Annotated in this window: 24 protein-coding genes; 17 read left to right on the top strand and 7 right to left on the bottom strand. The window is 48.8% G+C overall.

What is annotated here, in order from left to right; translation table 11 throughout:
* Positions 1 to 15 precede the first annotated feature (15 nt).
* On the bottom strand, positions 16 to 660 hold the full coding sequence (trmB, locus tag C7R93_RS06915) for a tRNA (guanosine(46)-N7)-methyltransferase TrmB (RefSeq protein ID WP_106838122.1): 645 nt from the start codon (positions 658 to 660) through the stop codon (positions 16 to 18).
* Positions 661 to 1,108: 448 nt separating this feature from the next.
* Here trmB and C7R93_RS06925 point away from each other — a divergent pair, with 448 nt between their 5' ends.
* The gene (locus C7R93_RS06925; protein ID WP_106838124.1) at positions 1,109 to 1,609 is read left to right on the top strand and encodes a C40 family peptidase; all 501 of its coding nucleotides are present in this window, start codon (positions 1,109 to 1,111) and stop codon (positions 1,607 to 1,609) included.
* A gap of 142 nt (positions 1,610 to 1,751) precedes the next feature.
* Here C7R93_RS06925 and C7R93_RS06930 read toward each other — a convergent pair whose 3' ends face one another.
* From C7R93_RS06930 to ilvD, 3 genes are all read right to left on the bottom strand, one after another.
* Positions 1,752 to 3,008 (bottom strand): MFS transporter, encoded by a 1,257-nt coding sequence (locus C7R93_RS06930; RefSeq protein ID WP_106838125.1) that lies wholly within the window; start codon positions 3,006 to 3,008, stop codon positions 1,752 to 1,754.
* Between the two features lie 124 nt (positions 3,009 to 3,132).
* Complete coding sequence (locus C7R93_RS06935) at positions 3,133 to 3,735, bottom strand: winged helix-turn-helix domain-containing protein (RefSeq protein WP_106838126.1); 603 nt, start codon at positions 3,733 to 3,735, stop codon at positions 3,133 to 3,135.
* Positions 3,736 to 3,873: 138 nt separating this feature from the next.
* Positions 3,874 to 5,550, bottom strand: coding sequence for a dihydroxy-acid dehydratase (gene ilvD / locus C7R93_RS06940; RefSeq protein WP_106838127.1), 1,677 nt, complete (start codon positions 5,548 to 5,550; stop codon positions 3,874 to 3,876).
* A gap of 220 nt (positions 5,551 to 5,770) precedes the next feature.
* Between ilvD and C7R93_RS06945 the strand changes: the two genes are divergently transcribed.
* The gene (locus C7R93_RS06945; protein WP_106838128.1) at positions 5,771 to 6,259 is read left to right on the top strand and encodes a PaaI family thioesterase; all 489 of its coding nucleotides are present in this window, start codon (positions 5,771 to 5,773) and stop codon (positions 6,257 to 6,259) included.
* A 45-nt stretch (positions 6,260 to 6,304) separates the two neighbouring features.
* On the opposite strand, the gene C7R93_RS06950 is transcribed toward C7R93_RS06945, so the two are convergent.
* Positions 6,305 to 6,682, bottom strand: coding sequence for a hypothetical protein (locus tag C7R93_RS06950; RefSeq protein ID WP_106838129.1), 378 nt, complete (start codon positions 6,680 to 6,682; stop codon positions 6,305 to 6,307).
* 279 nt (positions 6,683 to 6,961) lie between these two features.
* Here C7R93_RS06950 and C7R93_RS06955 point away from each other — a divergent pair, with 279 nt between their 5' ends.
* From C7R93_RS06955 to cysC, 13 genes are all read left to right on the top strand, one after another.
* Positions 6,962 to 7,738 carry an inositol monophosphatase family protein gene (locus C7R93_RS06955; protein ID WP_106838130.1) on the top strand — a complete coding sequence of 259 codons (777 nt, stop codon included), beginning with the start codon at positions 6,962 to 6,964 and terminating at the stop codon, positions 7,736 to 7,738.
* 143 nt (positions 7,739 to 7,881) lie between these two features.
* Positions 7,882 to 8,328 carry a hypothetical protein gene (locus tag C7R93_RS06960; RefSeq protein WP_106838131.1) on the top strand — a complete coding sequence of 149 codons (447 nt, stop codon included), beginning with the start codon at positions 7,882 to 7,884 and terminating at the stop codon, positions 8,326 to 8,328.
* Positions 8,329 to 8,339: 11 nt separating this feature from the next.
* The gene (locus tag C7R93_RS06965) at positions 8,340 to 8,600 is read left to right on the top strand and encodes a hypothetical protein (protein ID WP_106838132.1); all 261 of its coding nucleotides are present in this window, start codon (positions 8,340 to 8,342) and stop codon (positions 8,598 to 8,600) included.
* 4 nt (positions 8,601 to 8,604) lie between these two features.
* Positions 8,605 to 9,852: a glutathionylspermidine synthase family protein gene (locus tag C7R93_RS06970; protein ID WP_208637794.1), complete on the top strand. Its 1,248-nt coding sequence runs from the start codon at positions 8,605 to 8,607 to the stop codon at positions 9,850 to 9,852.
* Between the two features lie 21 nt (positions 9,853 to 9,873).
* The gene (locus tag C7R93_RS06975; RefSeq protein WP_106838133.1) at positions 9,874 to 10,311 is read left to right on the top strand and encodes a DUF350 domain-containing protein; all 438 of its coding nucleotides are present in this window, start codon (positions 9,874 to 9,876) and stop codon (positions 10,309 to 10,311) included.
* 148 nt (positions 10,312 to 10,459) lie between these two features.
* A complete protein-coding gene (locus C7R93_RS06980; RefSeq protein WP_106838134.1) occupies positions 10,460 to 11,227 on the top strand; it encodes a potassium channel family protein in 768 nt (255 codons plus the stop codon).
* A 423-nt stretch (positions 11,228 to 11,650) separates the two neighbouring features.
* On the top strand, positions 11,651 to 12,460 hold the full coding sequence (locus tag C7R93_RS06985; protein WP_106838135.1) for a sirohydrochlorin chelatase: 810 nt from the start codon (positions 11,651 to 11,653) through the stop codon (positions 12,458 to 12,460).
* Complete coding sequence (locus tag C7R93_RS06990; protein WP_106838136.1) at positions 12,429 to 14,045, top strand: nitrite/sulfite reductase; 1,617 nt, start codon at positions 12,429 to 12,431, stop codon at positions 14,043 to 14,045. Before C7R93_RS06985 ends, C7R93_RS06990 begins: the two co-directional genes overlap by 32 nt.
* 31 nt (positions 14,046 to 14,076) lie before the next feature.
* The gene (locus C7R93_RS06995; RefSeq protein WP_106838137.1) at positions 14,077 to 14,316 is read left to right on the top strand and encodes a DUF3906 family protein; all 240 of its coding nucleotides are present in this window, start codon (positions 14,077 to 14,079) and stop codon (positions 14,314 to 14,316) included.
* A gap of 64 nt (positions 14,317 to 14,380) precedes the next feature.
* The gene (cobA, locus tag C7R93_RS07000) at positions 14,381 to 15,892 is read left to right on the top strand and encodes a uroporphyrinogen-III C-methyltransferase (protein ID WP_106838138.1); all 1,512 of its coding nucleotides are present in this window, start codon (positions 14,381 to 14,383) and stop codon (positions 15,890 to 15,892) included.
* Between the two features lie 22 nt (positions 15,893 to 15,914).
* On the top strand, positions 15,915 to 16,631 hold the full coding sequence (locus C7R93_RS07005) for a phosphoadenylyl-sulfate reductase (RefSeq protein ID WP_106838139.1): 717 nt from the start codon (positions 15,915 to 15,917) through the stop codon (positions 16,629 to 16,631).
* A 45-nt stretch (positions 16,632 to 16,676) separates the two neighbouring features.
* A complete protein-coding gene (gene sat, locus C7R93_RS07010) occupies positions 16,677 to 17,816 on the top strand; it encodes a sulfate adenylyltransferase (RefSeq protein ID WP_106838140.1) in 1,140 nt (379 codons plus the stop codon).
* A 38-nt stretch (positions 17,817 to 17,854) separates the two neighbouring features.
* Entirely contained in the window at positions 17,855 to 18,460 is a 606-nt protein-coding gene (gene cysC / locus C7R93_RS07015; RefSeq protein ID WP_106838141.1) for an adenylyl-sulfate kinase, read from the top strand.
* A 63-nt stretch (positions 18,461 to 18,523) separates the two neighbouring features.
* Here the strand turns inward: cysC and C7R93_RS07020 are convergent, their stop codons facing one another.
* The gene (locus C7R93_RS07020) at positions 18,524 to 19,798 is read right to left on the bottom strand and encodes a hypothetical protein (RefSeq protein WP_106838142.1); all 1,275 of its coding nucleotides are present in this window, start codon (positions 19,796 to 19,798) and stop codon (positions 18,524 to 18,526) included.
* A 170-nt stretch (positions 19,799 to 19,968) separates the two neighbouring features.
* On the opposite strand from C7R93_RS07020, the gene C7R93_RS07025 reads away from it, so the two are divergent.
* Together C7R93_RS07025 and C7R93_RS07030 are read left to right on the top strand one after the other, a co-directional pair.
* Positions 19,969 to 22,884, top strand: coding sequence for a DNA translocase FtsK (locus C7R93_RS07025; protein ID WP_106838260.1), 2,916 nt, complete (start codon positions 19,969 to 19,971; stop codon positions 22,882 to 22,884).
* A gap of 105 nt (positions 22,885 to 22,989) precedes the next feature.
* On the top strand, positions 22,990 to 23,391 hold the full coding sequence (locus C7R93_RS07030) for a hypothetical protein (RefSeq protein ID WP_244191466.1): 402 nt from the start codon (positions 22,990 to 22,992) through the stop codon (positions 23,389 to 23,391).
* Positions 23,392 to 23,448: 57 nt separating this feature from the next.
* On the opposite strand, the gene C7R93_RS07035 is transcribed toward C7R93_RS07030, so the two are convergent.
* Complete coding sequence (locus C7R93_RS07035; protein WP_106838143.1) at positions 23,449 to 24,987, bottom strand: glycosyl hydrolase family 28-related protein; 1,539 nt, start codon at positions 24,985 to 24,987, stop codon at positions 23,449 to 23,451.
* Between the last annotated feature and the right edge of the window lie 163 nt (positions 24,988 to 25,150).

A 25,150-nucleotide genomic window follows, 5' to 3' on the forward strand; every position in this document is an offset into this window, starting at 1 on the left:
TGTTGACTCAAACGTTTACTTAATCACACAACTCGCTTCCACCCGATAAATACGCTGCCCACGAGAAGAAAAGCGCTCCTCGTACTCCGTCATCACATTATCTGCCGCCAGTTTGGACTGGTGCAGGTCAAAAGTGATATTGCGCATCTGGAAGCGCTCGGCAGCGAATTGGTTGAGGGAAAACTCGAACAGCTTCTCGTTGTCTGTCTTCATATGAATCTCACCGTCTGCGACAAGTACCTGACGATAGGTGTTCAGGAAGCTTGCATAAGTAAGACGGCGTTTTGCGTGACGGGTTTTTGGCCACGGATCACTGAAGTTCAGATAGATGCGAGAAATTTCATGATCAGCAAACAAATCGGTCAATTTGGAAGCGTCGAACTGGACAAAAGCCAGATTTGGAACAGCCTTGTACTCCGTGCGCTGAACAGCGCGCAGAACGACCTCCGCCTTCAGTTCTACCGCAATGAAATTGATGTCAGGGTGACGCTCGGCCAATGTATTAATGAAGCGTCCTTTCCCACAGCCGATCTCCACATGAATCGGGTTGTTATTCCCGAAGCGTTCCTTCCAATTACCTTTATAGGAAAGGGGATTGTCTACGAACGTCGGATATTCTCTCAGGGCCGCTTCGGCACCTGGAATGTTACGCAGTCGCATATGTGCCTCCTTCAAAACGAACTCCTATCTACTTTACGATGACTCCCTGCTAGTTGCAAGTAGAGAGAGAAGAAAGAGAAGCGAGATTTATACGTTCATCACGTGATAAATGAAGGGAAAGGGGTTTTTTGTAAATTGAAGTAGGACAAAAGTCGCATGGTATGGGGGTTTTCGCAATTCGGAGCTGGATAGATTTTGCCAAATTGGGAGGGACATTCTGGTAAGAAAATAAACTGAAAATTTGAGGAGTGCCTATTAAATCAGGCGCGGAGGCGTCAAGTGGTAATGGTATCCAGTTGAGAAAATAGTTATTGGTAACTTTTTGGTAATTTCATAGAGGGTGAGCTTTGGTAAAGTAGAGAACAAGTGAGAGGTCAGCCAAACTTTGCATAAAATGGTCCTTTGTTGAGCAGGGATCTTTTTCAAAAGAAAAGGGAGGATGAACAGCATGAAATTACATAAAGCCCTCATAGGAATCGTAATGGGAGTAGCATTGGGAGTTACAGCGATTGTCGCTCCACTACCAGGAGAGCAAAATGTAGCCGAGGCTGCATGGTCGCAATCTAGGGCGGACAAGGTCATTGCCACTGGCCGAAAGTATCAGGGTACTCCGTATAAATTCGGTGCGAGCAGCAGTACCACAGCTGTATTCGATTGCTCTTCTTTTACACAGCGTGTATTCAAGGTAGCTGTGGGCAAGAGCTTGCCGCGCTCATCGCGAGATCAAGCCAAGGTGGGATCGAGTGTGTCCAAGTCGAACTTGAAAAAGGGCGACCTGGTGTTCTTCAAGGCGAGTACGACAACGACATCCAAACGGATTACGCATGTGGCGATCTATGCAGGCAACAACAAACTCTTACATACATATGGGAAACCAGGAGTGACGTATTCGACCTTTAAAGGCACGTCCTGGGAGAAGCGCTTCGTTTCGGCACGACGAGTCTTGTAATCTACTCGTCTGGCTCTCTACTTACTAATACGTCTCATACTCTGTGAAGTTGCGATGAGCGAATATGCAAGTTTTGTAAATACATAATAGGGGAGAGGGATGATCCATGACAGATCATCCCTTTTTGCTTTTCGCGCAAAACTCAATCGGATTTCTTTGCAGGTCGAGCGTACTTTTGCCGCCAATAAAAGAAACAAGAAGCAATAAAGAGGGGGATGGAGGCAAGCAGCATAACTTCCTTGGCCGTAAGTCCACATGCGATCAATAGGCTCGTCAGCGCCTGTGAAATCGGCTGCAAGCCCAAAGAGGAGAGCGAGACCAAACTCATGATTTTCCCCAACGAGTCTTTTGGCACCTTTTCCTGAACAAAAGAGAGAATCGATATATTAATGAGAGAAAACGTTACTCCAAGCGTAAAAAGAATGATCAAGCTCAGCCAGAACTGTTGGGTGAGACTAAAAGCAAAAAAGACAAGCGCTTGCATCATCATGAAAAGAAAGGCGATCTGTAACCTGTTTTGGCCCCGTGTCGTGAATGCGAGCACGATTGCCCCAGCAAGCATGCCAAAAGCGAGTGCCCCTTCCAAAAAGCTGTACTGCAGGGTAGAACCAGATAACACTTGATCTACAAAAATCGGTAAGCCGATGTATAAGGGGCCCATTAAAAATACGTTCAAGCAGATGATGGCGGTCAATAGCAAGGGCAGGAAATCAGATTGTTTGACATAACAGAAGCTTTCCTTTATAGATTCCTTGAGCTTTTGCTGTGGTTTTGATAGAAGGACTGGTTCCTCTTTCGGCATACACCATGCAGATGCACTTGCAATCAGGAGTAGCAATCCAACGAATCCGTATAAAAGGGGGTAACTTCCCCACTCAATCACAAAACCGGCAAGAACAGGACCGAGCAGCTGTGAGGTTTGGTTTGTCGTTTGCAGCACAGAATTCGCACGCAAAAGGGAAGAAGAGGGTACGATTGACGGTATGAACGAATTTTGAGCGGGCCAATAAAAGGCATCGATGGTACCGAATAAGAAAGCAAAACAAACAAACAGCGCAAACGAGGAATACCCCCACCAGATGATTCCTCCAAGCAGAAGCATCAAAAATGCTTTCAGCATGCTGGTGATCGACAGGATTCTCTTTTTGCTCATCCGATCAGCGATCGTTCCGCCTATCAACATGAAGACGATCCTGGGAATCGTTGCAGCCATAAAAACGATACCTATTGAGGCCTCCAGAGATAAAACCTGAATGATATACCAGGTTTGCGAGAATAGAAAGAGTGAGATACTGAGTCCGGAACAAAGTGCGGACATCCAAAGTAGAGTAAAAGGTTTTGTAAACAAGCGGGATGTATCCGCCGAAGGAAGACTAGATTGCTTGGGGACTGCTTCCATGGAAATTCACGCTCCTTAATATTAACCGGTTAAAAAATATTAACTGATCGTTCGAAAGAAAAAACCTAGCCTAATAGGTTTTTTCTAGACATGAATTGGACGCAGCGTATTGCATTTTGCTTCGTTACTCCTGCCCATCCTTTTTGAATAACGGCTCATCGATTTGAAATCCCGAAATCATCAAGTAGTAATCCTGCTTCGTAGTTGGGTCATCTAGGGAGCTTTGCTGCAATTCGTGGAGCAGGTCCCGGTATTTTTGCAAAAAGGATACAAACGCTTGCTCGCTGACTCTGAGTTCAGACTGCAAGGAGATGCGCGGCCATTTCTCGACTTCGGATGACGTCAGGGCAAAGGCTTCTTCAGGAGCACTGAGCGCTCTTGTTTTCGCCCGTTGCAAGACTTCGACGTAGGATTGTCTGGTAGCCTCCTTAGACTCCGTATACGTGAGCAGATGATCAGCAGGTATGAAGCCCCTGGCCACTGCCTGATAGTATTTGAGAATGTTCCCGCCCTTTTCTTCCTTTTTCACTAACTGGATGATGCCATGCTTCTCCAGCTCACGGAGGTGGTAGAGAATCTTCGCGCGGGACAGTCCGAAAAGTTGTGAGAGCTGTTGCCCCGTGTGCGGCTTTTCCACCAGACGCATCAGCATTTTCGTGCGTAAAGGATCACTGATCACTTTTAGCTGATCGTAGTTTTCGATTATAAAAATCGACTTTTGCTCCACTATCTATCACAATCCTTTTAACCAGTTAAGATTTATTAACTTGATTGTAGAAGGGAAGAGCTGGAAAAGTCAATACAAAAAAACCCTTCCTAAGTGACGGTGATTCACAAAGGAAGGGGTTTGCCTTTACTTGAAACGCTAGATTTTCAAAATACCACCCATGCTCGCATTCGTTACCATTTTCGAGTAGCGGGCCAGATAGCCTGTTTTTACTTTTGGCTCGAATTCTTTCCAGCCTTCGCGACGGCTAGCCAGCTCTGCCTCATCCACATGTAGCTCGATCGTGCGTTCTTCGAGGTCAATCGAGATGATATCTCCGTCTTGAACGAAGGCGATTGGACCGCCTTCTGCGGCTTCAGGAGACACGTGACCGATACTGATCCCGCGGGAAGCACCGGAGAAGCGTCCGTCTGTGACGAGGGCGACTTCTTTACCGAGTCCCATTCCAACGATTTGCGAGGTCGGAGCCAGCATTTCTGGCATGCCTGGACCACCTTTTGGACCTTCGTAGCGAATAACGACAACATGACCGGATTTGATCTTGCCAGCGGCGATTCCTGCGAGTGCCTCCTCCTGAGAGTCGAAGCAAATCGCTGGACCTTCATGCTTTTTAATAGAAGGATCGACACCGCCTGTTTTGATGATCGAGCCTTGCTCCGCCAAGTTTCCGAACAGGACAGCGAGACCGCCGGAAGCGCTGTACGGGTTGTCCAGGCGACGAATGACTTGATCATTTTTGATTTCAGCGTTGGCGAAGTTTTCACCGAGAGTTTGACCTGTTACAGTGATGCGGTCAGGGTGAATCGCGCCCGCTTTTTTCGAGATTTCTTTCAGTACGGCAGATACACCGCCTGCCTCGTGGCAATCCTCGATATGATAGTCGGAGGAAGGCGCGAGCTTGCAAATATGCGGAATGCGCTTCGCTACTTCGTTGATGCGCTCGATCGGGTATTCGATGCCTGCTTCTTGTGCGATGGCCAGTGTATGGAGAACCGTATTGGTTGACCCACCCATTGCCATGTCGAGCGCGAATGCATCGTCAATTGCTTCTAGTGTCACGATGTCGCGTGGCTTAATGTCACGCTCAATCAGATTTTTCAGTTTTTCAGCAGATGATTGTACCAGCTCGCGACGTTCAGGCGAGACAGCGAGTACGGTACCATTGCCAGGTAGAGCCAAACCGATGGCTTCGAGCAGACAGTTCATCGAGTTCGCTGTAAACATACCAGAACAGGAACCGCAAGTCGGACATCCATATTGCTCCAGCTCTTCGAGTTGCTGGTCGTTGATCAGGCCTGCTTGGTGAGCGCCAACACCCTCGAATACAGAGGAAAGGGAGATGGAACGACCATCACTGGTTTTTCCTGCTTTCATAGGACCACCGGTTACAAATACGGTTGGAATGTTGACACGAAGCGCACCCATGATCATCCCTGGTGTGATCTTGTCACAGTTCGGAATACAGATCATGCCGTCAAACCAGTGAGCAGCGACAACGGTTTCCAAGCTGTCTGCGATGATCTCGCGGCTCGGGAGGGAGTAGCGCATCCCGATATGTCCCATGGCGATCCCGTCGTCAACACCGATTGTATTGAATTCGAATGGAACCATGCCAGCAGCACGAACGGCTTCTTTGACCAGTTTTCCAAACTCCTGCAAGTGCACGTGACCTGGAATAATGTCGATGTACGAGTTGCAAATGGCGATAAACGGTTTATCGAAATCCTCATCCTTTACACCTGCTGCACGAAGCAAGCTGCGGTGTGGTGCGCGGTCGAATCCTTTTTTGATCATATCACTTCGTTGTCTGGCCAATTTGAAAAACTCCCTTCCAATACGGATAATGCCTGTCTTATGTTTTGACTATCTTATCAATTTTTAATAACAGAAACAACCTTAAAAGTCTGAACATTTGCTCAGTCTCTACTGATTCGGACAGCAGCTCTGGATTGCCATAAGCTTAGGAATCATAGCGAAATCAACGGGTTTGGGATAAAATAGAAGAATCGATTTTGTTTTGATTGGAGTGAACAAAATGTTAGATGAGTTAAAAAATATTTGGTCGGACGGGAATGAAGAGGAACGCCGCATACTCGAGCTGGCTGTTGCTGCCATTCATCAGAAGCGAGAGCGGAATAGCGCGTTTATCTCTGGGTTTCTTGGATTAAAGGGAGAGTTCATAGATGAAGAAAGGCAGTCGTATCGCTTTGAATTGCCTATGACCCCTTTTATGCACAATTCAGGTCGAGTTGTTCATGGAGGAATTCTCGCTACCTTGATCGATTCAGCGATGGGCTCCTTGATCAACCGGTCCTTGCCACCAAATCAGTATGCAGTGACAACAGAGCTGAAGCTCAATTATTTGCTTCCGGGAACAGGGGAGCGGCTACGCGTAGAAGCGAGCTTTTTGCATCGCGGACGCACGTTAGTGGTCATGGAGAGCAGTGTCTACGATGATCGGAATAGGCGGATCGCCCACGGTACAGGAACGTTCATCGTCTTGTCGAGGAATGTGCAAAAATAAAAAAACGCTCCACACCAGCAGGTGAGAACGTAGGTTTAACGAGTGTTATTTGATGACAACAAGGCCGCTGTATTCCGAAACATAATTGAGCATTTTGGTGGAAAGCGGCACGATGAACTCCATGTCTTCTTTTTCGACGATACCGGACCGCGAAACAACTCGCGCCCACTTGGCTGTCAGCTTGTAGTAATCGGAACCAAATGAGGCGTGAACGGTCTCGTTTTGATGACGGAACGTAACGGGGGCAGCGTCCAGCTTCAATGGGACCATGCTGATGATGTCCTGCAAAAACAAATGATAGGTCATGTGTGGCTTGAAAAAAACGAGCTCCTTTGTGGTGACAGAGAAGCCGTAGCTATTGTTCATCTGGGTGAATTTGAGCTCACCCTCCATATTTTTCAGCCGAATGAAGTCGGTGTTCATATTTATCCCCCTCCTTCGGGTGTCTTTCTATGATAGTAATGTTACCTATACAAGTGCAAGTGAAAGGTTGTTCCAAAAGTCGTCTTTTGATCACGAAGTAGTCCAGAAAGCGAATTCGACATCGAATATGGCGTTCATCTCCGAAGTCCGGTGCTCATGTAGACTGCCTACATTCCGCTCCTCCTTCGTTCGATTCACGTTATCTTCTCGGTGCTGAAAAGCCGACTTTTTGAACATTTATTGAAAGGTTGTTCCAAACGTAAAAAGGAGTGAAATATCATGATAGAAATTGCAAAAGAAGCAGCAAGTGTCGCGGGTGCGTTTTTGAAGGAACGTTTTCTCGAACAGCTCGTGCCCGATGAGGAATTGCATAACGACGTGAAGCTGCCAGAGGATAAAGGCAGTGAAAAACGCATCATTGAAGTACTGCATCGCCACTTCCCGACACATACGATTTTTTCTGAAGAGGTCGGAATGGTTTCTCGCGAGGAAGAGTATTTGTGGATTATCGATCCTTTAGATGGAACGAATAACTATTTTATCGGCTATCCGTATTTCTCGATCTCGATTGCGTTGCAGCACAAGGGTGAGCTGGTGCTTGGTGTCGTCTACAATCCTGTAGCGGGTCAAATGTTTTGGGCGGAAAAAGGAAAAGGAGCTTATCTGAACGGAAAACGCTTGAATGTCAATAACCGCCAAGACCTCACACGTGCAGTAGGTACATACATTCGTGGACGCGACACGGTAACGAAGGAAGAAGAGATGGCTTTTACAGAACCGTTTGTCTTCCAGACCAAGCGTCTCATGCGAAATATTGCACCTGCACTGGACTGGTGCTTGCTGGCGAACGGATGGCTCGATTATATCGTGATGCAACGCTCCAATATTATGGATGTGGCAGCCGGAATTGTCATCGCCAAGGAGGCGGGTGCAGCGATTACTGACTGGTCTGGAAAGCCGTATCAGCATGAGCCATTCCAACAAGATCATACTCCTTCCTTAGTAGCGAGCAACGGACATTTGCATGAAACGATTCGCGGTATGATTCGACAGTAACGGAACAGAGAAGTAGGACTTGTGTAGCGGTTTATGGCTCTGCTGGATTTCTTTTCATTTATTGGCAACCAAATGTTTCGGCGTACGTATAAAATTGTTGCGCATGATTTGTTATTCTGTGATAGGTAAAAGAGGTGAGAAAAATGACAAGGATGGAATACCGGTTGCTGGATGAGGCCTTGGGATACCCTGTTCTGTTTTACTACGACAACGTAAACAAAGATGAGGTCTCCTTGCGTTTCGCCTGCGATTATTTGGTGAAGGGGCATGTCGTTTATGAAAAAACGTCTTGTGCAATCGAAAACGGCACATATGTGATTTACGTCAAGCGCTCTACAGAAGAGCAGGCTGTCGATTACGCGGAGGCTGTGTCTGCACGCTGGGGCAGCATCCAGATCGAAATGCGTGAATATCAAGAAAATGCACGCGTTTATCCGCTTGTTCACACGTTTTCTTTCAAAGACGATGACGATGCTCTCTTGCATTTGCAAAGCGACTATTTGTATGTAAATGGACGCGAATGGGAGAAGACATCGGCCGAAGTGGATGAAGATCGGCAGGTTTATGTTTACTACGCGAAGCCAGTGTAGGAGGAAGAAAAATGGCACAAACGAAATCGAAGAAAGTAGTCGGTCTGTTCGTCGCGGCAGCACTTGTGATCAGCGGGTGTTCATCCGGGGACGACTATGATGAGGATTGCTACGATAACGACAATGACGGCTATTGTGACGATAGCAGCAGCAGTGGGAGTTCTGGCTCCACTTACAGGTCTTACAAGAGCAAATCCGGAGTATCGAGTGGGATAAGCACGAGCAGCTCCAAGGGCGGTATCGGCAGCTCAGGCTATTCCAGCTCTGGATGAGGTGATGGAAGTGGAGGATCATAACCGACGAGATCGAGAGGCACTGTACGGCCCGATACGGGAAGAGGGCGTGTTTACCTGGGATTGGATGTATGGCGAGGAATATGCGCTTTATGATATCCACCTGATCCCTCCCTCATTTCGAAAGGAAATTGCGATGGCGACCGAGCGACTTGGGCAAATCTTTACCAAGGTCGTTCCGGTATTGCAGCGTGCAGAGGACTCCCTGTTATTGGAATTAGGAGTGCCAAAGCAGGCGTTGCAGGCGGTGAGGATTGTCGTTACCAAAACAGTGCCCACTGTGGTTGGACGCTTTGATTTTGCCCAGACGACAGAAGGATTGAAGATGCTTGAGTGCAATAGTGATACTCCTACCGGAATCGTCGAGGCATTTTACGTAAACGGTCGTGCCTGTCGCCATTTCCTGCGCGAGGACCCAAATGAAGGGATGGAGCGGCAGTTGCGTTCGGCGTTCAGCAAGGTGATCGGCGCGTATCGAGCGCAGGGCTATGATACGGATTCTGTCTGGTTTAGCTCGCTCGACTGGCATGAGGAAGACAAGGGAACAACATTGTACTTACTAAACCAATCAGGTCTGTCTGCCCGGTTTGCTGCTTTGGAGCATTTGCGTGTTTGGCAAGACCGCCTCTATGTAAAAGAGCAGGAAGAGTTACTGCCAGTCGATGTGCTGTACCGCCTGCATGCTTTGGAAAAATTGGCGGAAGAACAGGATGAAGATGGCTACCCGACTGGTGAGCATGTGCTTTCGCTGATTGCCCAAAAAAAGCTGGCCATTATTAATCCTCCTTCTGCGTTTCTCATTCAGACAAAGGCCTTGCAGGCGCTCATCTGGAACCTGCATGAGGCGAATGAGTTTTTTACAGAAGAGGAACACGCGATCATCGAAGCTTATATGCTGCCTACTTATTTTGAAAATCGGTTTGCAGGTAGGGAGGACTACGTCACGAAGCCGATTTTTGGTCGGGAAGGTGGCGGTGTCATGCTGTTTGCATCAGATGGTACGTTGCAAGAGAAAGATCAGGAAGAGTTTTACTGGGAGCAGCCGATGATTTTTCAGAAACGGGTAGAGCTTCCAGAGATAACGGTTCAGACGATGAAGGGAGCTTATGCTGGACGGCTGCTCTGGGGATCCTTTTGGATCGGCACGGAGGCATCGGCCATTGTAGCCCGTGTCGGAGGACCGATTACAAACAACTTATCCTATTATTTGCCGGTCGGCATAGACAGGTAGCGAAAGGAGAGAACAACTTACATGTTGGGACAATTGGATTACGTATTAAATTTTTTGGTGTATTTGGCAGTAACTATTCCGATATTGGCTGTGGGGATTTTTGTTTTTACGATTACGACTCCTTACAAGGAGTTTGATCTGATCAAGCAGGGAGCGCAGACTGACGATCCGAAGAAAGTGGCAGCGGCAAAAGCAGCCTCACATGATTTGGGAGGAAAAATCATCGGTTTGGCAATCGTCCTCGCTTCGGCCGTTTACCACTCTGTTAACTTGTGGGATTTGGTCATCTGGGGTATTGTAGGAATGGTATTCCAAGTCATCATTTTTTATTTGTTCGAATGGGTTACACCATTCAAAGTCGTGTCTGAAATTCCGAACGGGAACGTATCCGTCGGTATTTTCGCTTCGCGGTTGAGTATTGCAGCGGGCTTGTTAATGGCTGCGCTGATCAGCTACTAAGCATGGAAAGAGGCGTTCACCTTCGAAGTCCGGTGCTCATGTAGATTCGCTACATTTGGCTCCTCCCGCTTCAGGTTCTTCGCCTCTTTTTCGATGCTGAACAGAACATGTTTTGGACATGCACTTATGAGCACAGGGAGGAGTCTTTTTGTTCTGGCGCGTCATGTATGAGATTTTTATCATTATGCTTGTGATTACGTATGCGATTCTGTTGTTCGCGGACTTCTCTAACCATCCTTTATTGACTGATGAACTGATGAACAAGGTCGACAATGGGCTGATCATCATGCTGGTTGTCGAGTATTTGTTCCGGCTATGGAGGGCGAAAGACAAGCGAAAATTCGTTTTTGCCAACTGGTTCGATCTGATCGCGATGATTCCATTGGACTCGTATTTGTATTTAGCTAGATTCATGCGCATACTTCGGCTGGTACGCATTGTGCGTGCTTCGCCGTTTTTGCTGGGAATCATTCGTTCAGGCCCGATGCGTCAAGTAGTTGGTGTCGTCACGATCATCATGCTGTGGAGCTCGACTGCTATTTATTTGCTCGAATACGGTGTAAACGAGAACATCAAAAGCTTCCCGGATGCGTTGTGGTGGTCGATTGTGACAACCACGACAGTCGGTTACGGTGATATTTCGCCCGTGACGGCAGGTGGAAGGATCATGGCGACGATCTTGATGATAACGGGGATCGGAATGCTTGGAGCTTTGACGGCGAATTTTGCTACGCATTGGACAGAGACACATGAAAGCAAAAGCCAGGATGAGACAGATCGCTTGACCGACGAGATCAAAAAGCAGACGATCGCAAATATACAACAGATCGAAAACCTGACCGAGCGCGAGTATGAGACGCTCAAAGAAAGTATGGATTTGCTGTATCGTCGAACGAGGAAAAAGAGTGAGGAATAAGGGAGACAACTAACTGTCAGGCATCAGGCCTGGCAGTTTTTTTGCCCACTTTGAATCACTTTCATAGTGTTTACAAAAGCTGCGTAGGAAGAAGTTCATTTCCAGTCAAGCGCCTCTGGAGCCCAACCTAGCTTCGAAATGAATGGCGGGGAATTTCAGCTTCACCTATGGTATACTTCCTCGAAACTTCTACGTTTGAAGCGCTCCCGCCATTCATTTCGAAGCGGACAGTCAATCCCCAGTGCAGGGCGTAGGCCGAAGCGCAGACTGGAAATGAACTTCTTCCCTCACCTATAGCAACGTCCCAAACAGTATGTTCAAGTGAAAGATGATTTTGTTATTGACGAGACAATTCATCCCAATTATAATTCCGAGTAAACATATAAGAATTACAAAATAAGTTTGGATAAGAGGGATTATCCGATGGCGAAAACAGCGGTTTTGGTAATTGCTCACGGTTCGCCCGATCCTGACTGGTTGGCGCTGGTGGAATCAGCCGTTCGGCAGTGCCGCACTGATTTGCCAATTCGGGTAGCTTACTTGGGAGGAGTGGAAGGCCGAAGCATCAGCGATGAAGTGAAACGTCTGGAAGCAGCAGGAGCGACAACGATTGTCGTCGTTCCGCTATTCGCTACGGCAGGAAGCAATCATGTAGGGGAAATCCGCGCAATGCTGGGACTGGACCCGTGGCCGACAGGAGAGACAGACCTGATTCGCGTTCCGGTTCAGGCAAGAATTCTCTGGTGTCCGCCATTGGAGGATCACCCAATCGTCGAGCAGATTGTAGCAGAGCGAATCGCAAGTCTATCACGCTTACCTAGTCAGGAAGCTTTGTTGCTCGTCGGGCACGGCAGTGACTTGCCAGGATGTCATGAGCGCTGGGAAAAGCTGCTCCTGCGCCTGACATTCCGCTTGCAAAACCGCTACGCATTCACTGCCGCCGGATATGCGACACTGAGACCCGATACGCTGTACGAACAAGCCTGTTCACTGGCACAAAAAGGGGAAGTCCTTGTGCTTCCACTGTTCGTCAGCCAGGGCTACTTCACGCGACAAGCGATCCCGAAACGGCTTGCTGGCTTGGCTTATCGCTATGAAGGTAGTGCGTACTTGCCTCACCCACTGATTGCAGACTGGATGACCCAGTCGATCCGAATGGCATTGGTAACGGACATCTTCTCACAAAGGAGCATGTATGAGCATGGCAGAGAGAAGGCAGTGGAAATGGGCTGATGATCCCTCCCTCAACAAAATGGAGTTTACGAAGCTGGAAAAAGACGGACTGGACGTCATCGAAACGATCGTAAACACCTATTCCAAAGAAGGTTTCGCATCGATTGAATCTTCTGACATGGATCGTTTTAAATGGGCAGGTGTCTATCAGCAGCGACCTAAGGACGGCCACTTCATGATGCGCGTGCGCATACCTGGAGGCATTTTGAGTAGTGAGCAAGCTCGGGTGCTCGCCAAAATCGCGGAAGATTATGGACGTGATCTGGTGGATGTGACCACACGTCAGGCCGTGCAATTTCACTGGCTCACAGTAGAATCGCTCGCTGATATTTTTGAGCGACTCGCATCAGTAGGACTTTCCTCTTTTGAAGCGTGTGGAGACTGCCCGCGGCAAATCATAGGGAACCCACTGGCAGGAATTGATCCGCATGAAGTGCTGGATACGCGCCCCATTGTTGCCGAGTTGGAAAAATTCTTCTTGCTCAATCGCGACTACTCGAATCTGCCACGCAAGTACAAAATATCGGTTTCCGCTAATATCCATAACGCCGCGCATGCACAAATCAACGACCTGGCTTTCACTCCGGCCAAAAAGGTCATTGCTGGCGAGGATGTTATCGGCTTCCACGTCTGGGTTGGTGGCGGCTTGTCAGCGAAGCCATACTTGGCGAAGCAACTGGATGTTTTCGTGCGAACAGAAGAGGTCGTCAAAGTAGCGGCAGGAGTTACGACTTTGTTCCGCGATTTCGGTTACCGTCAAAAACGTACGCATGCACGTCTTAAGTTCTTGGTCGCTGACTGGGGACCGGAAAAGTTCAAGGAGCAATTAATGGAGCTTGTTGGCGAGCTTGAGCCGAGTGGTATCGATTTAACCTCAGGCTGGAATGGCGGATATTTTTACGGCATTCACGAGCAGAGTCAAGCAGGACTGTACTACGCAGGCTTGTCTGTTCCCGTTGGGCGGATGAATGCAGGGGAACTAAATGAACTTGCCCGTCTGGCGGACGAATACGGCGATGGGACGATTGGCACCTGTAACACGCAAAACGTCTTGATTCGCAACATTCCCGAAGAGAAGGTCGCAGCTTTCCGTAATGAGCCGATTATTGTGAACCGTTTCAAATGGAAGCCCAATACGTTTGTTGGGTACGCTGTATCGTGCACAGGCACGGAATATTGCAATCTGGCTATCGTGGAGACTAAGGAGCGGATGCGTTCGCTGGCTCAATACTTGGATGATACAGTCGTTCTCGAAACGCCGCTGCGCATTCATATGATCGGTTGTCCGAATTCTTGCGGTCAGCGCCAGATTGCGGATATCGGCCTGCAAGGCGCATTGGTCAAGACACCGAGCGGCATGGTAGAGGCATTTGACATCCACGTAGGCGGGACGCTGGAAGAGCCGCAATTCAACCGTAAGCTCAACGCACGGATCACCGTGGACAGACTCGGTCCGTTCCTTGCCCAATTAATCACACTTTACAAGGCGGATCGTCAAGACGGAGAACCATACTGGCGTTACGTGGAACGAATAGGACTTTCTCACATTCAAGAGCAGGTAGACTCGATTTTTCAAACGGCGTAATGGCTATCTTTCAAGCGAGGAGTGACATCTCATGGCAGAGGAACAAACAGAGAGCTACCTGTACAAGCTGGAAGCCGTGCTGGAAGAAGGGCAGCTACTGACGGTTGTGGTGATCGCCAAAACGGATGAGCGAGCCTTCTCTTCAGCTGAGAACAATCTCTTGCGACATACGATAGCGCCACTTCGTATAAAAGAGCTGAGTCTGGTAGAAAAGAAACCGCTCGGACGCCAAGGAGTCGGGTACGTAGTGGAGACCTCCAAGTTTGGATAATGTCGCCGATACGGCGAGGGCTCTTCCTGTGAAGGTACAAAGCAGCAAGGAGGACGGATCCATAATGAACACAGGCAGAGTCGTTTTTGTCGGGGCTGGACCAGGTGACCCCAAGCTGCTGACGATTCGCGGCATGGAGTCGCTTCGCCATGCGGATGTGATTGTGTACGATCGCCTTGCAAGTCCGCAGCTTCTCTCATACGCAAAACAGGGAGCCACCCTCATCTATTGCGGTAAAGAGGCCGATCATCATACATTGCCGCAAGAGGAGATCAACCTCTTGCTCATCCGGGAAGCACAAAAAGGGAAGTACGTCGTTCGACTGAAAGGCGGAGATCCGAGCATGTTTGGGCGGGTAGGAGAGGAAGCGCAGATGTGCCGGGAGCATTCCGTCCCATTTGAGATCGTGCCGGGGATTACTTCCGGGATGGCGGCTCCGCTTTATGCGGGTATTCCGCTTACTCATCGTGACTACAATTCTTCCGTCGCTTTTGTCACTGGTCACTTGTGTGAAAAAAATGCGGGGAAGGAACCGGACTGGGCAGCCCTCGCCTCGATGGAAACGTTGGTCATCTACATGGGTGTGAAAAATTTGCCTCGCATCAGGGAGCGCCTTCTTGCGTATGGAAAAGACGCCCAAACACCCGTTGCTCTCGTGCGCTGGGGGACGGTGCGTGAGCAGGAGACGTTGATCGGCCAGCTTGGGACGATAGATAAAGAAGTAGAGCAAGCTCGTTTTGCTGCACCGGCCATCATCATCGTCGGTGAGGTCGTTCGTTTGCGCGAATCGCTGAACTGGTACGAATCGCTTCCGTTGTTCGGTCAACGGGTAGCCGTTGCTGGCAGAGCGAGCGACGAAGGGCGAAACAAGCTCGTGGGTATGCTGGAGCAACTGGGCGCTGAAGTCATGCCGATTCCTCTGATCGAACGCTTCACTTTTGACGCACCGTTAACAGAGCTCGTTGCATATCGTTGGCTCGTCTTCGCGGATGAGCGGCAGGTGTCACTATTTATTGCTGGCTTACGACAACAGCGATATGATATCCGGCGATTGACGAGTAAGTTGGCTGTTTGTGGGCAAGGGGCATTTGAGGCTTTCGAAAAAAGCGGGATATACCCAGAGCTGGTGCTGGAAAAAAACACATCTCTGCTGGCTTTGCCCGACTTACTAGCTTTGGAAAAAGAAGAGCAGGTGCTTTACCTAGGGGCAAGGCAGCCGCAAACCATTCCGTTAACCCACGGCAGGGTGATTCAAGTGAACCAAGCGGGCACGGTGGAATGGGAAGAGGCGAACTCCGGTACCAATGGGGGAGGAGTGCCATTTGACTGGCTTGCCACGTCTGATCTTTATGCGCTGTCAGCATTGCAGCAATTCGCAGGCGATGCTTGGGCGAAGACACCGTTAGTATGCGCCGATGTGGAAACAGTAGCTGCAGCGAGAGAAATGGGCTGGCAAATCGTGAGCAGTCCTGTAGAGCATGCAGGAGATATAGAAGGGCTCTTGGCGTGGATCGACAATGCCAAGCGCGGGGTGCATCCCGTGTTGTCAGCTAGGTCCACAGGGAAGGTAGTATGATGAATGGGCAAGGAGGGGGCACATGAGCCAGCTAAATTATGCGTCAGCTACAGAAGAACAACTCGCTTCCATCAATAATAGTCTCGCAAAGGGCGACACCATAGACGTAATCAAATGGGCCTACGAGACGTTTTCAGATGATTTGATTTATTCGTGTAGCTTTGGTGCCGAGGCTATGGTGCTGCTCGATATGATCAGTGATGTGAAAAAGGATGCCAAAGTCACTTTTTTGGATACCAATCTGCATTTTGCCGAGACGTACAGCTTGATTGAGCAGGTGAGAGCACGGTATCCCGAGCTGCGTCTGACGATCAAGCAGCCGGACATCACACTGTCACAGCAGGCGGACTTGTATGGCGAAGAGCTATGGCTCAGGCAACCGGATTTATGTTGCCATATTCGTAAGGTTCAGCCGATGGAGAGCGTGCTGACAGGAACAGTTGCATGGATGTCAGGGCTTCGCAGAGAGCAGTCGGCTACGAGAGCGAATGTCGCGTTTATTAATCGCGATGAAAAGTTCCAGTCACTGAAAATCTGCCCGCTCATTCATTGGAAGTCAGAAGAAGTGTGGCAGTACATTCGTACATTCGAATTGCCGTACAACTCCCTTCACAACCAGAGCTATCCGAGCATCGGTTGCGCGCCATGCACTCGTCCGGTAAAAGCGGGCGAGGACTCCCGAGCAGGGCGCTGGGCGCAAGTGGGCAAAACGGAATGCGGACTGCATCTTGCAAAGTAGATAGAGAGCAAAAGAAAACGAATCGAGGATAGGAGGGATTTTGGTATGAGTGGAAAACCTCACGGGAGAGAGCTGGTGAATCGTTTTGATCCACAGGCAGACCTGTCGGTGACTACGCATGAGGTGGAGATCGATGCATTTGCACTCTCAGACCTGGAGTTAATCGGGATTGGGGGCTACAGTCCCATTGAAGGCTTTTTAAATCGTGCCGATTACATTTCCGTCGTGGAGCAGATGAGGCTCGCAGATGGTGCCGTTTGGAGCATTCCGATTACGCTTCCGGTCTCGACTGTTGTAGCAGGTGCATTGCAGATCGGAGACAAGGTGCGGTTGAGCTATCAAGGGTCGGTTTACGGTATTCTGCAGATTACCGATATTTATTCGCCGGATAAAGAGCGAGAGGCTCGGCTCGTCTATGGAACCGACGATACGAATCATCCCGGCGTCAAGAAGCTTTTGGAGCGTCCTGCTGTGTATCTGGGTGGGCCCATTACGTTGGTAAAACGTACAGAAAAAGGGCCTTTTGCCAGCCATCACCTCGATCCGGCACAAACGAGAGAAAGATTTGCCCAGAAGGGCTGGAAAACGATCGTCGGCTTTCAGACGCGCAACCCAGTCCACCGCGCGCATGAATACATTCAGAAGTCAGCTCTCGAAATCGTCGACGGTCTCTTTTTGAATCCTCTCGTGGGCGAAACGAAGGCAGATGACATCCCTGCTGATGTGCGGATGAACAGCTATCAGGTATTGCTGGAAAAATACTATCCGGCTACCCGGGTAGAGTTGGCCGTGTTCCCGGCTGCCATGCGTTACGCAGGACCGCGGGAAGCGATTTTTCACGCATTGGTGAGGAAAAATTACGGCTGCACCCATTTTATTGTAGGCCGGGACCATGCAGGCGTTGGCAACTATTACGGGACATACGATGCCCAGCATATTTTCCGCCAGTTCCAACCAGAGGAGCTAGGGATTACGCCTTTATTTTTCGAGAACAGCTTTTATTGCAAGACCTGTGAAAACATGGCCTCTACCAAAACGTGCCCGCATGATAGTGAGCATCATGTCGCGCTGTCCGGGACGAAGGTGAGAGAAATGCTGTCGCGGGGAGAGGCTCCGCCACCTGAATTCAGCCGTCCAGAGGTCGCACGGGTCTTGATCGAAGGGCTGCGACCGGTGTCCGTATAATCCACAGGAAAAATCGGTTGTAAGAGAGGAGAGAGACGATGAGTAGAGAGGGTACCGCGAATATCGTATGGCATCCGACGACGGTAACCAAACAAGACCGTCAGAAGCGTGCGGGCCATAAAAGCTGTGTCTTATGGTTTACGGGGCTGTCTGGTGCTGGCAAATCGACGTTGGCCAATGCAGTCGAACATGAACTGCATCAAAGAGGATTAGCCAGTTACGTACTGGATGGGGATAATATTCGTCACGGTTTAAACCGCGGTTTGGGGTTTGGGGCAGAGGACAGACGGGAAAATATTCGCCGGATTGGCGAGGTCGCGAAGCTGTTCGTAGATGCAGGTGTGATTACCCTGACGGCATTTATCTCTCCGTATCGGGAAGACCGGGAGCTTGCCCGCAGATTAGTAGAGGCGGGAGAATTCATCGAGGTATACGTAAAATGTTCATTGGATGAGTGTGAGCGCCGGGATGTGAAGGGACTATACCAAAAAGCGAGAAGCGGGGAGATTGGTCAGTTTACGGGGATTTCAGCACCGTATGAAGAGCCTGTTCAAGCGGAGTTGGTCATCGAGAGCGACAAGCAGACGATTGAAGAGGCTGTCCAGATTGTCCTTACACACCTGGAAAAGCACAATATTCTCTAGCTTCATGGGGACGTAAAAAAGCACGACGCGAGAGGCGCCGTGCTTTTTTCGTGAGGAAAAATATTACTTCGTAGTGGTCGCTGCTTCTTCAGCTTCCAGATCCTTAGTCATTTCTTCCATCCATTTTTGTTGTTCAACCATGCTTTCAGCGATTGGACGAACAAAGCCTTTGTCGCTAAAGCTGTTGATTGCTTTTTCATCTTTCACCAGCTGTTGTACAGTCAGACCAGCATCTTTTGCTGGTGCATCGAACTTGGATGCTTTTCCGAAGTTGTATGCATATTGATCAGCAGCCAGACCGATTGTTACAGCTTGCTTCATTTCAGGAGCTTGGAAAGTTACGCTCAGATCGCTTGTTTGTTTCACAGGCATTTTGTTGCTGTCGATGTAGAAGTCGAGGTTCCAAGCGAGATTGTGGAAGCCTTCTTTTTTCATTTCTTCTACGATTTTTTCAGGTGTGTATATTTTACCTGTTTCATCCAGCCATTTTTTCGCTTCAACCATGCTTTCGTTGATCATCGCTTCTGCATTTGCGCGCTTCTCAGCTTCTGTGGTTTTCTTGCCAGCTTCTGGGTACAGATCTTCTGTCATGGAAGTGGTCAGTACCATCATATCGATCGCAAAATCTTTTACTTCTTTGCTAGCTACTGCATCGTTAGCTGTGAAGAAGAACATTTTCACGAGTTCTTTTGCATCGATTTTTACAGTTACGTGAGTCGCTTCTACTTTTTCACCGTTCGGCAATGTAACGGATTGTTTGCCATGGTTTTTCGCGTCTGTCAATGTATAACCATATTTACTTACATACTTTTTAACAAAGTTGAAAGTAAGGTCGTTCATTTTGTCTTGGTAGTCTTTCAGTTTCGCAGCGTTAGCAGCATCGGAGCCGCCCAACTCAGCCATGAAAGGATTGGATGCGCTCGAATCGATTACCAAATACTTGCTGTCCAGTGGAGACTTCACGTAAACTTTATCTTCGTCAACGATCGTTTCAACAGATGCTTTTTTGTCACCTGTCCAGAGCTTGTTGTCGCGCAGGAGCTTGTCGTCTTTTACTTCTACTTCAAACTTCACAGTGTCCAGATCCAGCTGGGAACCTTTTACTGTTACGCCTGCTTTCAAAGCGGACAACAACGCCGTTCCTTCTTTGTCAGCCGTTTCTCCGAATGCTTCAGGCAATTTCTCAACGTCACCTGTCAGCTTCAAAGTGCCTTCAAAATCATAGTTTGGCTTGTCGATTGTCGCTACGATAGAATCACGCACCAGGGATGCCTCGCCCGCACAACCGGTCAGCAATACTGTACCTGCTACCAGAAGGGCGCTTCCTTTTTTCCACATGATGTGTTCCTCCCCTATGTATATTATTTTTTTATTCCCCTCTTCTTCTACGCACAAATAGAGAAAAGGTTTCGCAAAAACGGAAAAAAATCACAATCCAGCTAATTCTGCCCCATTTTCGTGGTAAGATGAAGGGGAAAAGATGGTTAGTGAAGAAAGGGCGTTGCAACATGTGGTCGTGGCTTCAAAAGCTGATGAACTTTTTTCAGGGAGAAAGAGAAGAAGAAATAGAGGAAGAAGGCCGTCCAGTAGGAACCGGTAACACAACAGGTATTCCCGCTCCCCGTCAGCCTCAGGCGAAAACAAAAAGCATCTACCCAAAAGAACGGGTAAACAATCGAGATATAGAAGACAATGTGCGTCAAAGAAGAGAGCGTCAATTTCGTTTTCCAGTTGTTCCGGATGACTATTTGGATAAGAAGCGCAATCAAAGCGTGAATCCTGCCGAATCGAATGAACGCATTCGCCAGCAGGCACCTCGTGAGCGATTCGAGCCCAAGCGTGAAACGGTGCGTACAGCTAATGATCGTGTGTTGGAAACAAAGACAGAGCCCGTTTTCGAGAAAAAGAAACCTGAGCTTGTCAAGAACAACAACGAAATACCGCAGCGTCCAAACCGTACGCCGCAAAAAGAAGCGGAGAAAGTTACGAGACCCATTTTTTCTGCCGAAGAAAAGCGTGCCTACCAGCCGTCTGAAATCGTTTCCCCTGTTTATGGGAAGATTACCCCGGCGACGCGCGAGGCAGAGCATCGGATTCATACGACAGCGGGAATCATTTATCCGCGTTTGGAGCAAGAAGAGCATTTGCAGCAGATGAAGCAGTGGGAACAAGAGATGAGCGATCGATATTTTCCAGAGGAGCTAGAGTCTGCTTCTTTTGAGCAAAATGAACCGCAGCATGTTTTTGTTGAAAATGAGTCTGTACATAACGAAGGAGAAGATATTCCTTCAGAGCCTGCTGTAACAGAAGCTCTTGATTCAGAACAAGAGGTTGCTACTTCCGTACAAATGGAAGAGACGGTAGCTGAAGTGATAGATGAAGAAGAGGCACAAACAGAAGAGAGCGAACTCGTAGAATCAATGGCGAGTGTGAATTCCGAAGAGGAGGAATCGGAGTCTATTGAAGAGCGGCTAGCCCATGAGGAAGCCGAGCATAGACTGATTACTACTCTCAGTGCGGTTGTGCAGGTGGAGAGCGAGAATGATGGCGATCATGTGCAGTCTCATTCTGTTGAGTACGAGATTCAAGAAGCCGATATGGAGCTAGTGAGTGATGACGTGGAAGAGCCTGCCTATGCATCTGCTATCAGCTGTTTGCTAGATAGAGCAGAAATAGATTCGTCACAGGAACTCGTTTCAGCAGGAGCGGATTCGGTCACCGAAGATACTCCAGAACAATCAGAGCCTGAATCCACTGTTCAACCAATTGTGGAACCAATTGTAGAACCAGTTGCCGAAGCGGTTGCAGAAGTGGTTGCAGAAGCGGTTGCAGAAGCGGTTGTAGAACCAGTTGCAGAACCAGTTGTTGAAACCGTCCCAGTTCCTGTCCCTACTTCATCTGCTGCACAGCCGGTTAGCATGTCTCAGGCATCCATTACTAGGCAGCCAGTGTCGGTTCCGTTAAAAGACTCGTCCAATGAAGGAGCAGACCGAGGAGCAGAATCAGCAGATCCACCTTACATTTTGCCGGATTTGGGACTGCTGAATCCGAGCCCGCCAGTCAGCGGTGACGACGATGAGCATACCCAACTTCAAAAGCTGTTATTGGAAGAGACCCTCGCGAATTTCAATGTCAGTGCTCAAGTAGTAGGGATTGTCAAAGGTCCATCCGTAACACGCTTTGAGTTGCAACCGGCTCCCGGCGTAAAAGTGAACAAGATTACGGGATTGATTGACGATATCAAGCTGAATTTGGCTGCAAAAGACATTCGCATCGAGGCCCCGATTCCAGGACGCAATGCCATCGGAATCGAAGTCCCGAATATGTCCAGTCAGCCTGTGTTAATTGAGAAGATCATCGGCTCAGACAAGTTTCAGGAGCATTCATCTCCGCTGGCAGTCGCACTGGGTATGGACATCGGCGGAGACCCGATTATTGCGGATATTAAAAAGATGCCGCACGGTTTGATTGCCGGCTCGACAGGCTCAGGTAAAAGTGTCTGCATCAACTCTATCATCGTCAGTCTGCTATACAAGGCGACTCCTGAACAAGTGAGATTGCTCTTAATCGATCCGAAAATGGTAGAGCTCGCTCCTTACAATCATTTGCCGCATCTGGTTACGCCTGTCGTGACAGAGGCCAAGCAGGCAACGGCTTCTCTCAAGTGGGCCGTGGAGGAAATGGAGAAGCGCTATGCGCTGTTCGTAGATGCGGGAGTTCGTGATATTGACCGCTACAATCAGACGACAGATGATCAGCTCCCTTATATCGTGATCGTCATTGATGAGTTGGCTGACCTGATGATGGTCTCGCCGCAGGATGTAGAGGATTGCATTATCCGGATTGCTCAAAAGGCACGTGCTTGCGGTATTCATTTGCTCCTGGCGACACAGCGCCCATCCGTAGATGTCATTACCGGAAATATCAAAGCAAACGTACCGACTCGTCTTGCTTTTGCCGTGTTCTCCCAAGTTGACTCTCGTACGATTCTCGATCAGTCTGGGGCAGAACGACTGTTGGGGAGAGGGGACATGTTGTTCCTTGAGAGCGGCACGACTCCGGTTCGTCTGCAAGGGAACTTCGTTTCGGATGACGAGATCGAGCGAATCACGCAGATGATCAAAAAGCAAAGAAAGCCTGCGTACATTTTCAGCAAGGAAGATTTGGAGCAGCAGGTTGCATCATTTGACAGCGGAGATGATCCGCTGTATCTGGAAGCACTCGTGTTCGTTGCCGAGCAGGGACAAGCTTCTGCATCAGGATTGCAACGCCGTTTCCGCGTTGGATATAACCGCGCTGCCCGTCTCATCGAAATGATGGAGGGAGATGGGTACGTCGCAGGACAAAGCGGCGGTAAGGCTCGCGCTGTCCTTATTTCCAAGGAGGACGCACAAGCTGTTGTGGAAGGATCGACACTTCTGTAAAAAACGAGGGTCTTGCATGGAGCAAGGCCCTTTCTAATCAGACGAGTTGCCTAAATATTCAGTGAGGTAGTATGCTATAGGATAGATGTGAGATGGAAAGGATCGATGACGATGAATCCGCTGGCGAAAAAGTATCAGGAAATTGACGACAAAATTGTCTTGTTCAATGAAGAGTATTATTTGAGCGTGGAAAAAATCGACATTGCCGCAATGACACTGGAAAAAAGAGAGTCGCTCTTTAACCAGTTATACGATTTTGACAGCCCAGATATGGAGCTGGAGATCGATGTGTCGGAGGAAGAAAAGGGCGTTTGGTACCTGCAGCTGCTCGTACCGCATGTGCTGACCTTGCCTGAGGCTGCCAAAAGACGAATCGAAAATGGAACCAATCAACTCACCCAGCATTTGACTCAACAGGCAGATGAGCTTGTGAGAGCACAATTGCTTGGGGAAGAAATTTATACCTATGTGAAACGCTACAATCCGGATTTAGAGCGTATTGCGTAATAACAAACATCCATCTATCCCACAACGAGGGGGCCAGATGGATGTTTTTCATTACCCTTAGCTTTTGGCCGTTTTGGTCGCCATCCAGGTGCAGGCAGTCTTATTTGTCGTAGTCGCAATCCATTCGCATGGCTGATTGTTCACAGGAGTGATCAAGCGCAGTGTATCGCCTTTGATCCCGCCGTATTTGACGGAAGCGCTGGGGGCTGCTGCCACATACACGACACGCTCGTTGATTGAAACAGTTGGGATATAGGAAGAGTTTTCGGACTTGTAGCCGCTAGTGAGGGAAACAGGAACAGGGAGGTTTTTCATCGAGAGGGTTATTTTATCCGAAGACTGGTGATAAAACATTTTTCCAGTAACCTGGCTGAAGTCTCCTCCATCCACGGTGACTACCACTGGATACGTTCCGGTGCCGTAGAACATGATCGCGTGATCAGAACCGGAATAACGATTGTTTACGAGGGAGACATTTCCACAGCGGTTCAACGAAATATTTTGGATCAGCCTGGGGTCAAACGCACAGTTTCTCACGGTCACTTGTCTCTCGGCGAGCACATCCCATGGCTCCAAGCTCAAGGCGTAGCCGCCGATGGAAGACGCCGTATCATTGGCCTCGAAGCTACAGCCATCAAATACAAGTCCTACATCCGAATAGTCCACCGTAAGACCGGTACCGACTGTCTTCGTAGTTCCTTGTTCGGTTGTGTGCAATACCCAGCGACAATTGCTGAATGTCATGTTTTTCATATAGTTCACTCGATTTTTCTGATCGGGTGCCGTATAAAAAACGGATGAGCTGATACAGCCTGTCATACCAGTGAGACTGAAGCTGCTGAGAGAAACAAGCTGACTGCCCTGCACGACCATCGGGGAGGACAGGTCGCCTTCCAGGTCGAGCTGCTGACGGCAAGAGACATTGCTCAGGTTTACGAACATGGGTGTGGCTCCGTCATACCCTCCATTGAGCTCGACCTCAAAACGATCACACGCGACATTCGCTGCATTCAGCCGTTCCAGGCCACCTGTCACCGTAACATCAGAACGTGTACGCTTGCGGTTGTCACTGTAAAAATCGGTAATTTGCACAGAGCGGACATAGGAGTTCGTTACCCCGGCAAAGTAAAAATGGTCGGCGATTCCGTCCGTACACCATACTTGTCGAAGCGCTACGTAATTAATATAGCTGCTAGGACCAGCACCACGAATATAGAAATCGGCGCTATGCTCGTAATCGTAAGGATCGGGAGGCAGCGGGTTTGCTCTGGCATTGGAATCAATCTTCAGGTTGTTGACCACAAACGAATCAGCATCACCACCCGTGGACGTAATCGAGAAGAGCCAGCGCCAATCTGCGGCAGTTGAATTGGCTTTCCTTTTTAGCACGGAAAAAGGACCGATTCCCTGCATCACTAGGCTTTTTCCTGATCCTAGGATGACCTCCAGCCTGTTTGGTTCGATGATATAGGTGCCGGAAGGGAAAAACAGAGGAATTTGCAAGTTCAGAGCAGCAGTCAAGGCAGCCTGGATTGCTTGGGTATCGTCGGTCACTCCATCCCCCTTTGCTCCGTAGGTCTTTACATCAATCCACATAAAAGTATTCTCCTCCAAAATTTGGTAGACAAGATTGTCTTCTTTTCATTTCATTCAACCATTTCTCAAATGTTGACAACCATTTCGTAAAAAGGGCATGGACTCCATAAAAAATGTGTTCCCTAAACATTGGGCAGCCACTGGCATATTTGTCCTAGAACCT

The organism is Brevibacillus fortis, assembly GCF_003013395.1.
In the GTDB taxonomy this organism is placed as follows: Bacteria; Bacillota; Bacilli; order Brevibacillales; family Brevibacillaceae; genus Brevibacillus; species Brevibacillus fortis.

Coding starts and splice junctions, on each gene's coding strand:
- trmB (WP_106838122.1), bottom strand. CDS start 660: ATGCGACTGCGTAACATTCCAGGTGCCGAAGCGGCCCTGAGAGAATAT.
- C7R93_RS06925 (WP_106838124.1), top strand. CDS start 1,109: ATGAAATTACATAAAGCCCTCATAGGAATCGTAATGGGAGTAGCATTG.
- C7R93_RS06930 (WP_106838125.1), bottom strand. CDS start 3,008: ATGGAAGCAGTCCCCAAGCAATCTAGTCTTCCTTCGGCGGATACATCC.
- C7R93_RS06945 (WP_106838128.1), top strand. CDS start 5,771: ATGTTAGATGAGTTAAAAAATATTTGGTCGGACGGGAATGAAGAGGAA.
- C7R93_RS06950 (WP_106838129.1), bottom strand. CDS start 6,682: ATGAACACCGACTTCATTCGGCTGAAAAATATGGAGGGTGAGCTCAAA.
- C7R93_RS06955 (WP_106838130.1), top strand. CDS start 6,962: ATGATAGAAATTGCAAAAGAAGCAGCAAGTGTCGCGGGTGCGTTTTTG.
- C7R93_RS06960 (WP_106838131.1), top strand. CDS start 7,882: ATGACAAGGATGGAATACCGGTTGCTGGATGAGGCCTTGGGATACCCT.
- C7R93_RS06965 (WP_106838132.1), top strand. CDS start 8,340: ATGGCACAAACGAAATCGAAGAAAGTAGTCGGTCTGTTCGTCGCGGCA.
- C7R93_RS06970 (WP_208637794.1), top strand. CDS start 8,605: ATGGAAGTGGAGGATCATAACCGACGAGATCGAGAGGCACTGTACGGC.
- C7R93_RS06975 (WP_106838133.1), top strand. CDS start 9,874: ATGTTGGGACAATTGGATTACGTATTAAATTTTTTGGTGTATTTGGCA.
- C7R93_RS06985 (WP_106838135.1), top strand. CDS start 11,651: ATGGCGAAAACAGCGGTTTTGGTAATTGCTCACGGTTCGCCCGATCCT.
- C7R93_RS06990 (WP_106838136.1), top strand. CDS start 12,429: ATGGCAGAGAGAAGGCAGTGGAAATGGGCTGATGATCCCTCCCTCAAC.
- C7R93_RS06995 (WP_106838137.1), top strand. CDS start 14,077: ATGGCAGAGGAACAAACAGAGAGCTACCTGTACAAGCTGGAAGCCGTG.
- cobA (WP_106838138.1), top strand. CDS start 14,381: ATGAACACAGGCAGAGTCGTTTTTGTCGGGGCTGGACCAGGTGACCCC.
- C7R93_RS07005 (WP_106838139.1), top strand. CDS start 15,915: ATGAGCCAGCTAAATTATGCGTCAGCTACAGAAGAACAACTCGCTTCC.
- sat (WP_106838140.1), top strand. CDS start 16,677: ATGAGTGGAAAACCTCACGGGAGAGAGCTGGTGAATCGTTTTGATCCA.
- cysC (WP_106838141.1), top strand. CDS start 17,855: ATGAGTAGAGAGGGTACCGCGAATATCGTATGGCATCCGACGACGGTA.
- C7R93_RS07020 (WP_106838142.1), bottom strand. CDS start 19,798: ATGTGGAAAAAAGGAAGCGCCCTTCTGGTAGCAGGTACAGTATTGCTG.
- C7R93_RS07025 (WP_106838260.1), top strand. CDS start 19,969: ATGTGGTCGTGGCTTCAAAAGCTGATGAACTTTTTTCAGGGAGAAAGA.
- C7R93_RS07030 (WP_244191466.1), top strand. CDS start 22,990: ATGACGATGAATCCGCTGGCGAAAAAGTATCAGGAAATTGACGACAAA.
- C7R93_RS07035 (WP_106838143.1), bottom strand. CDS start 24,987: ATGTGGATTGATGTAAAGACCTACGGAGCAAAGGGGGATGGAGTGACC.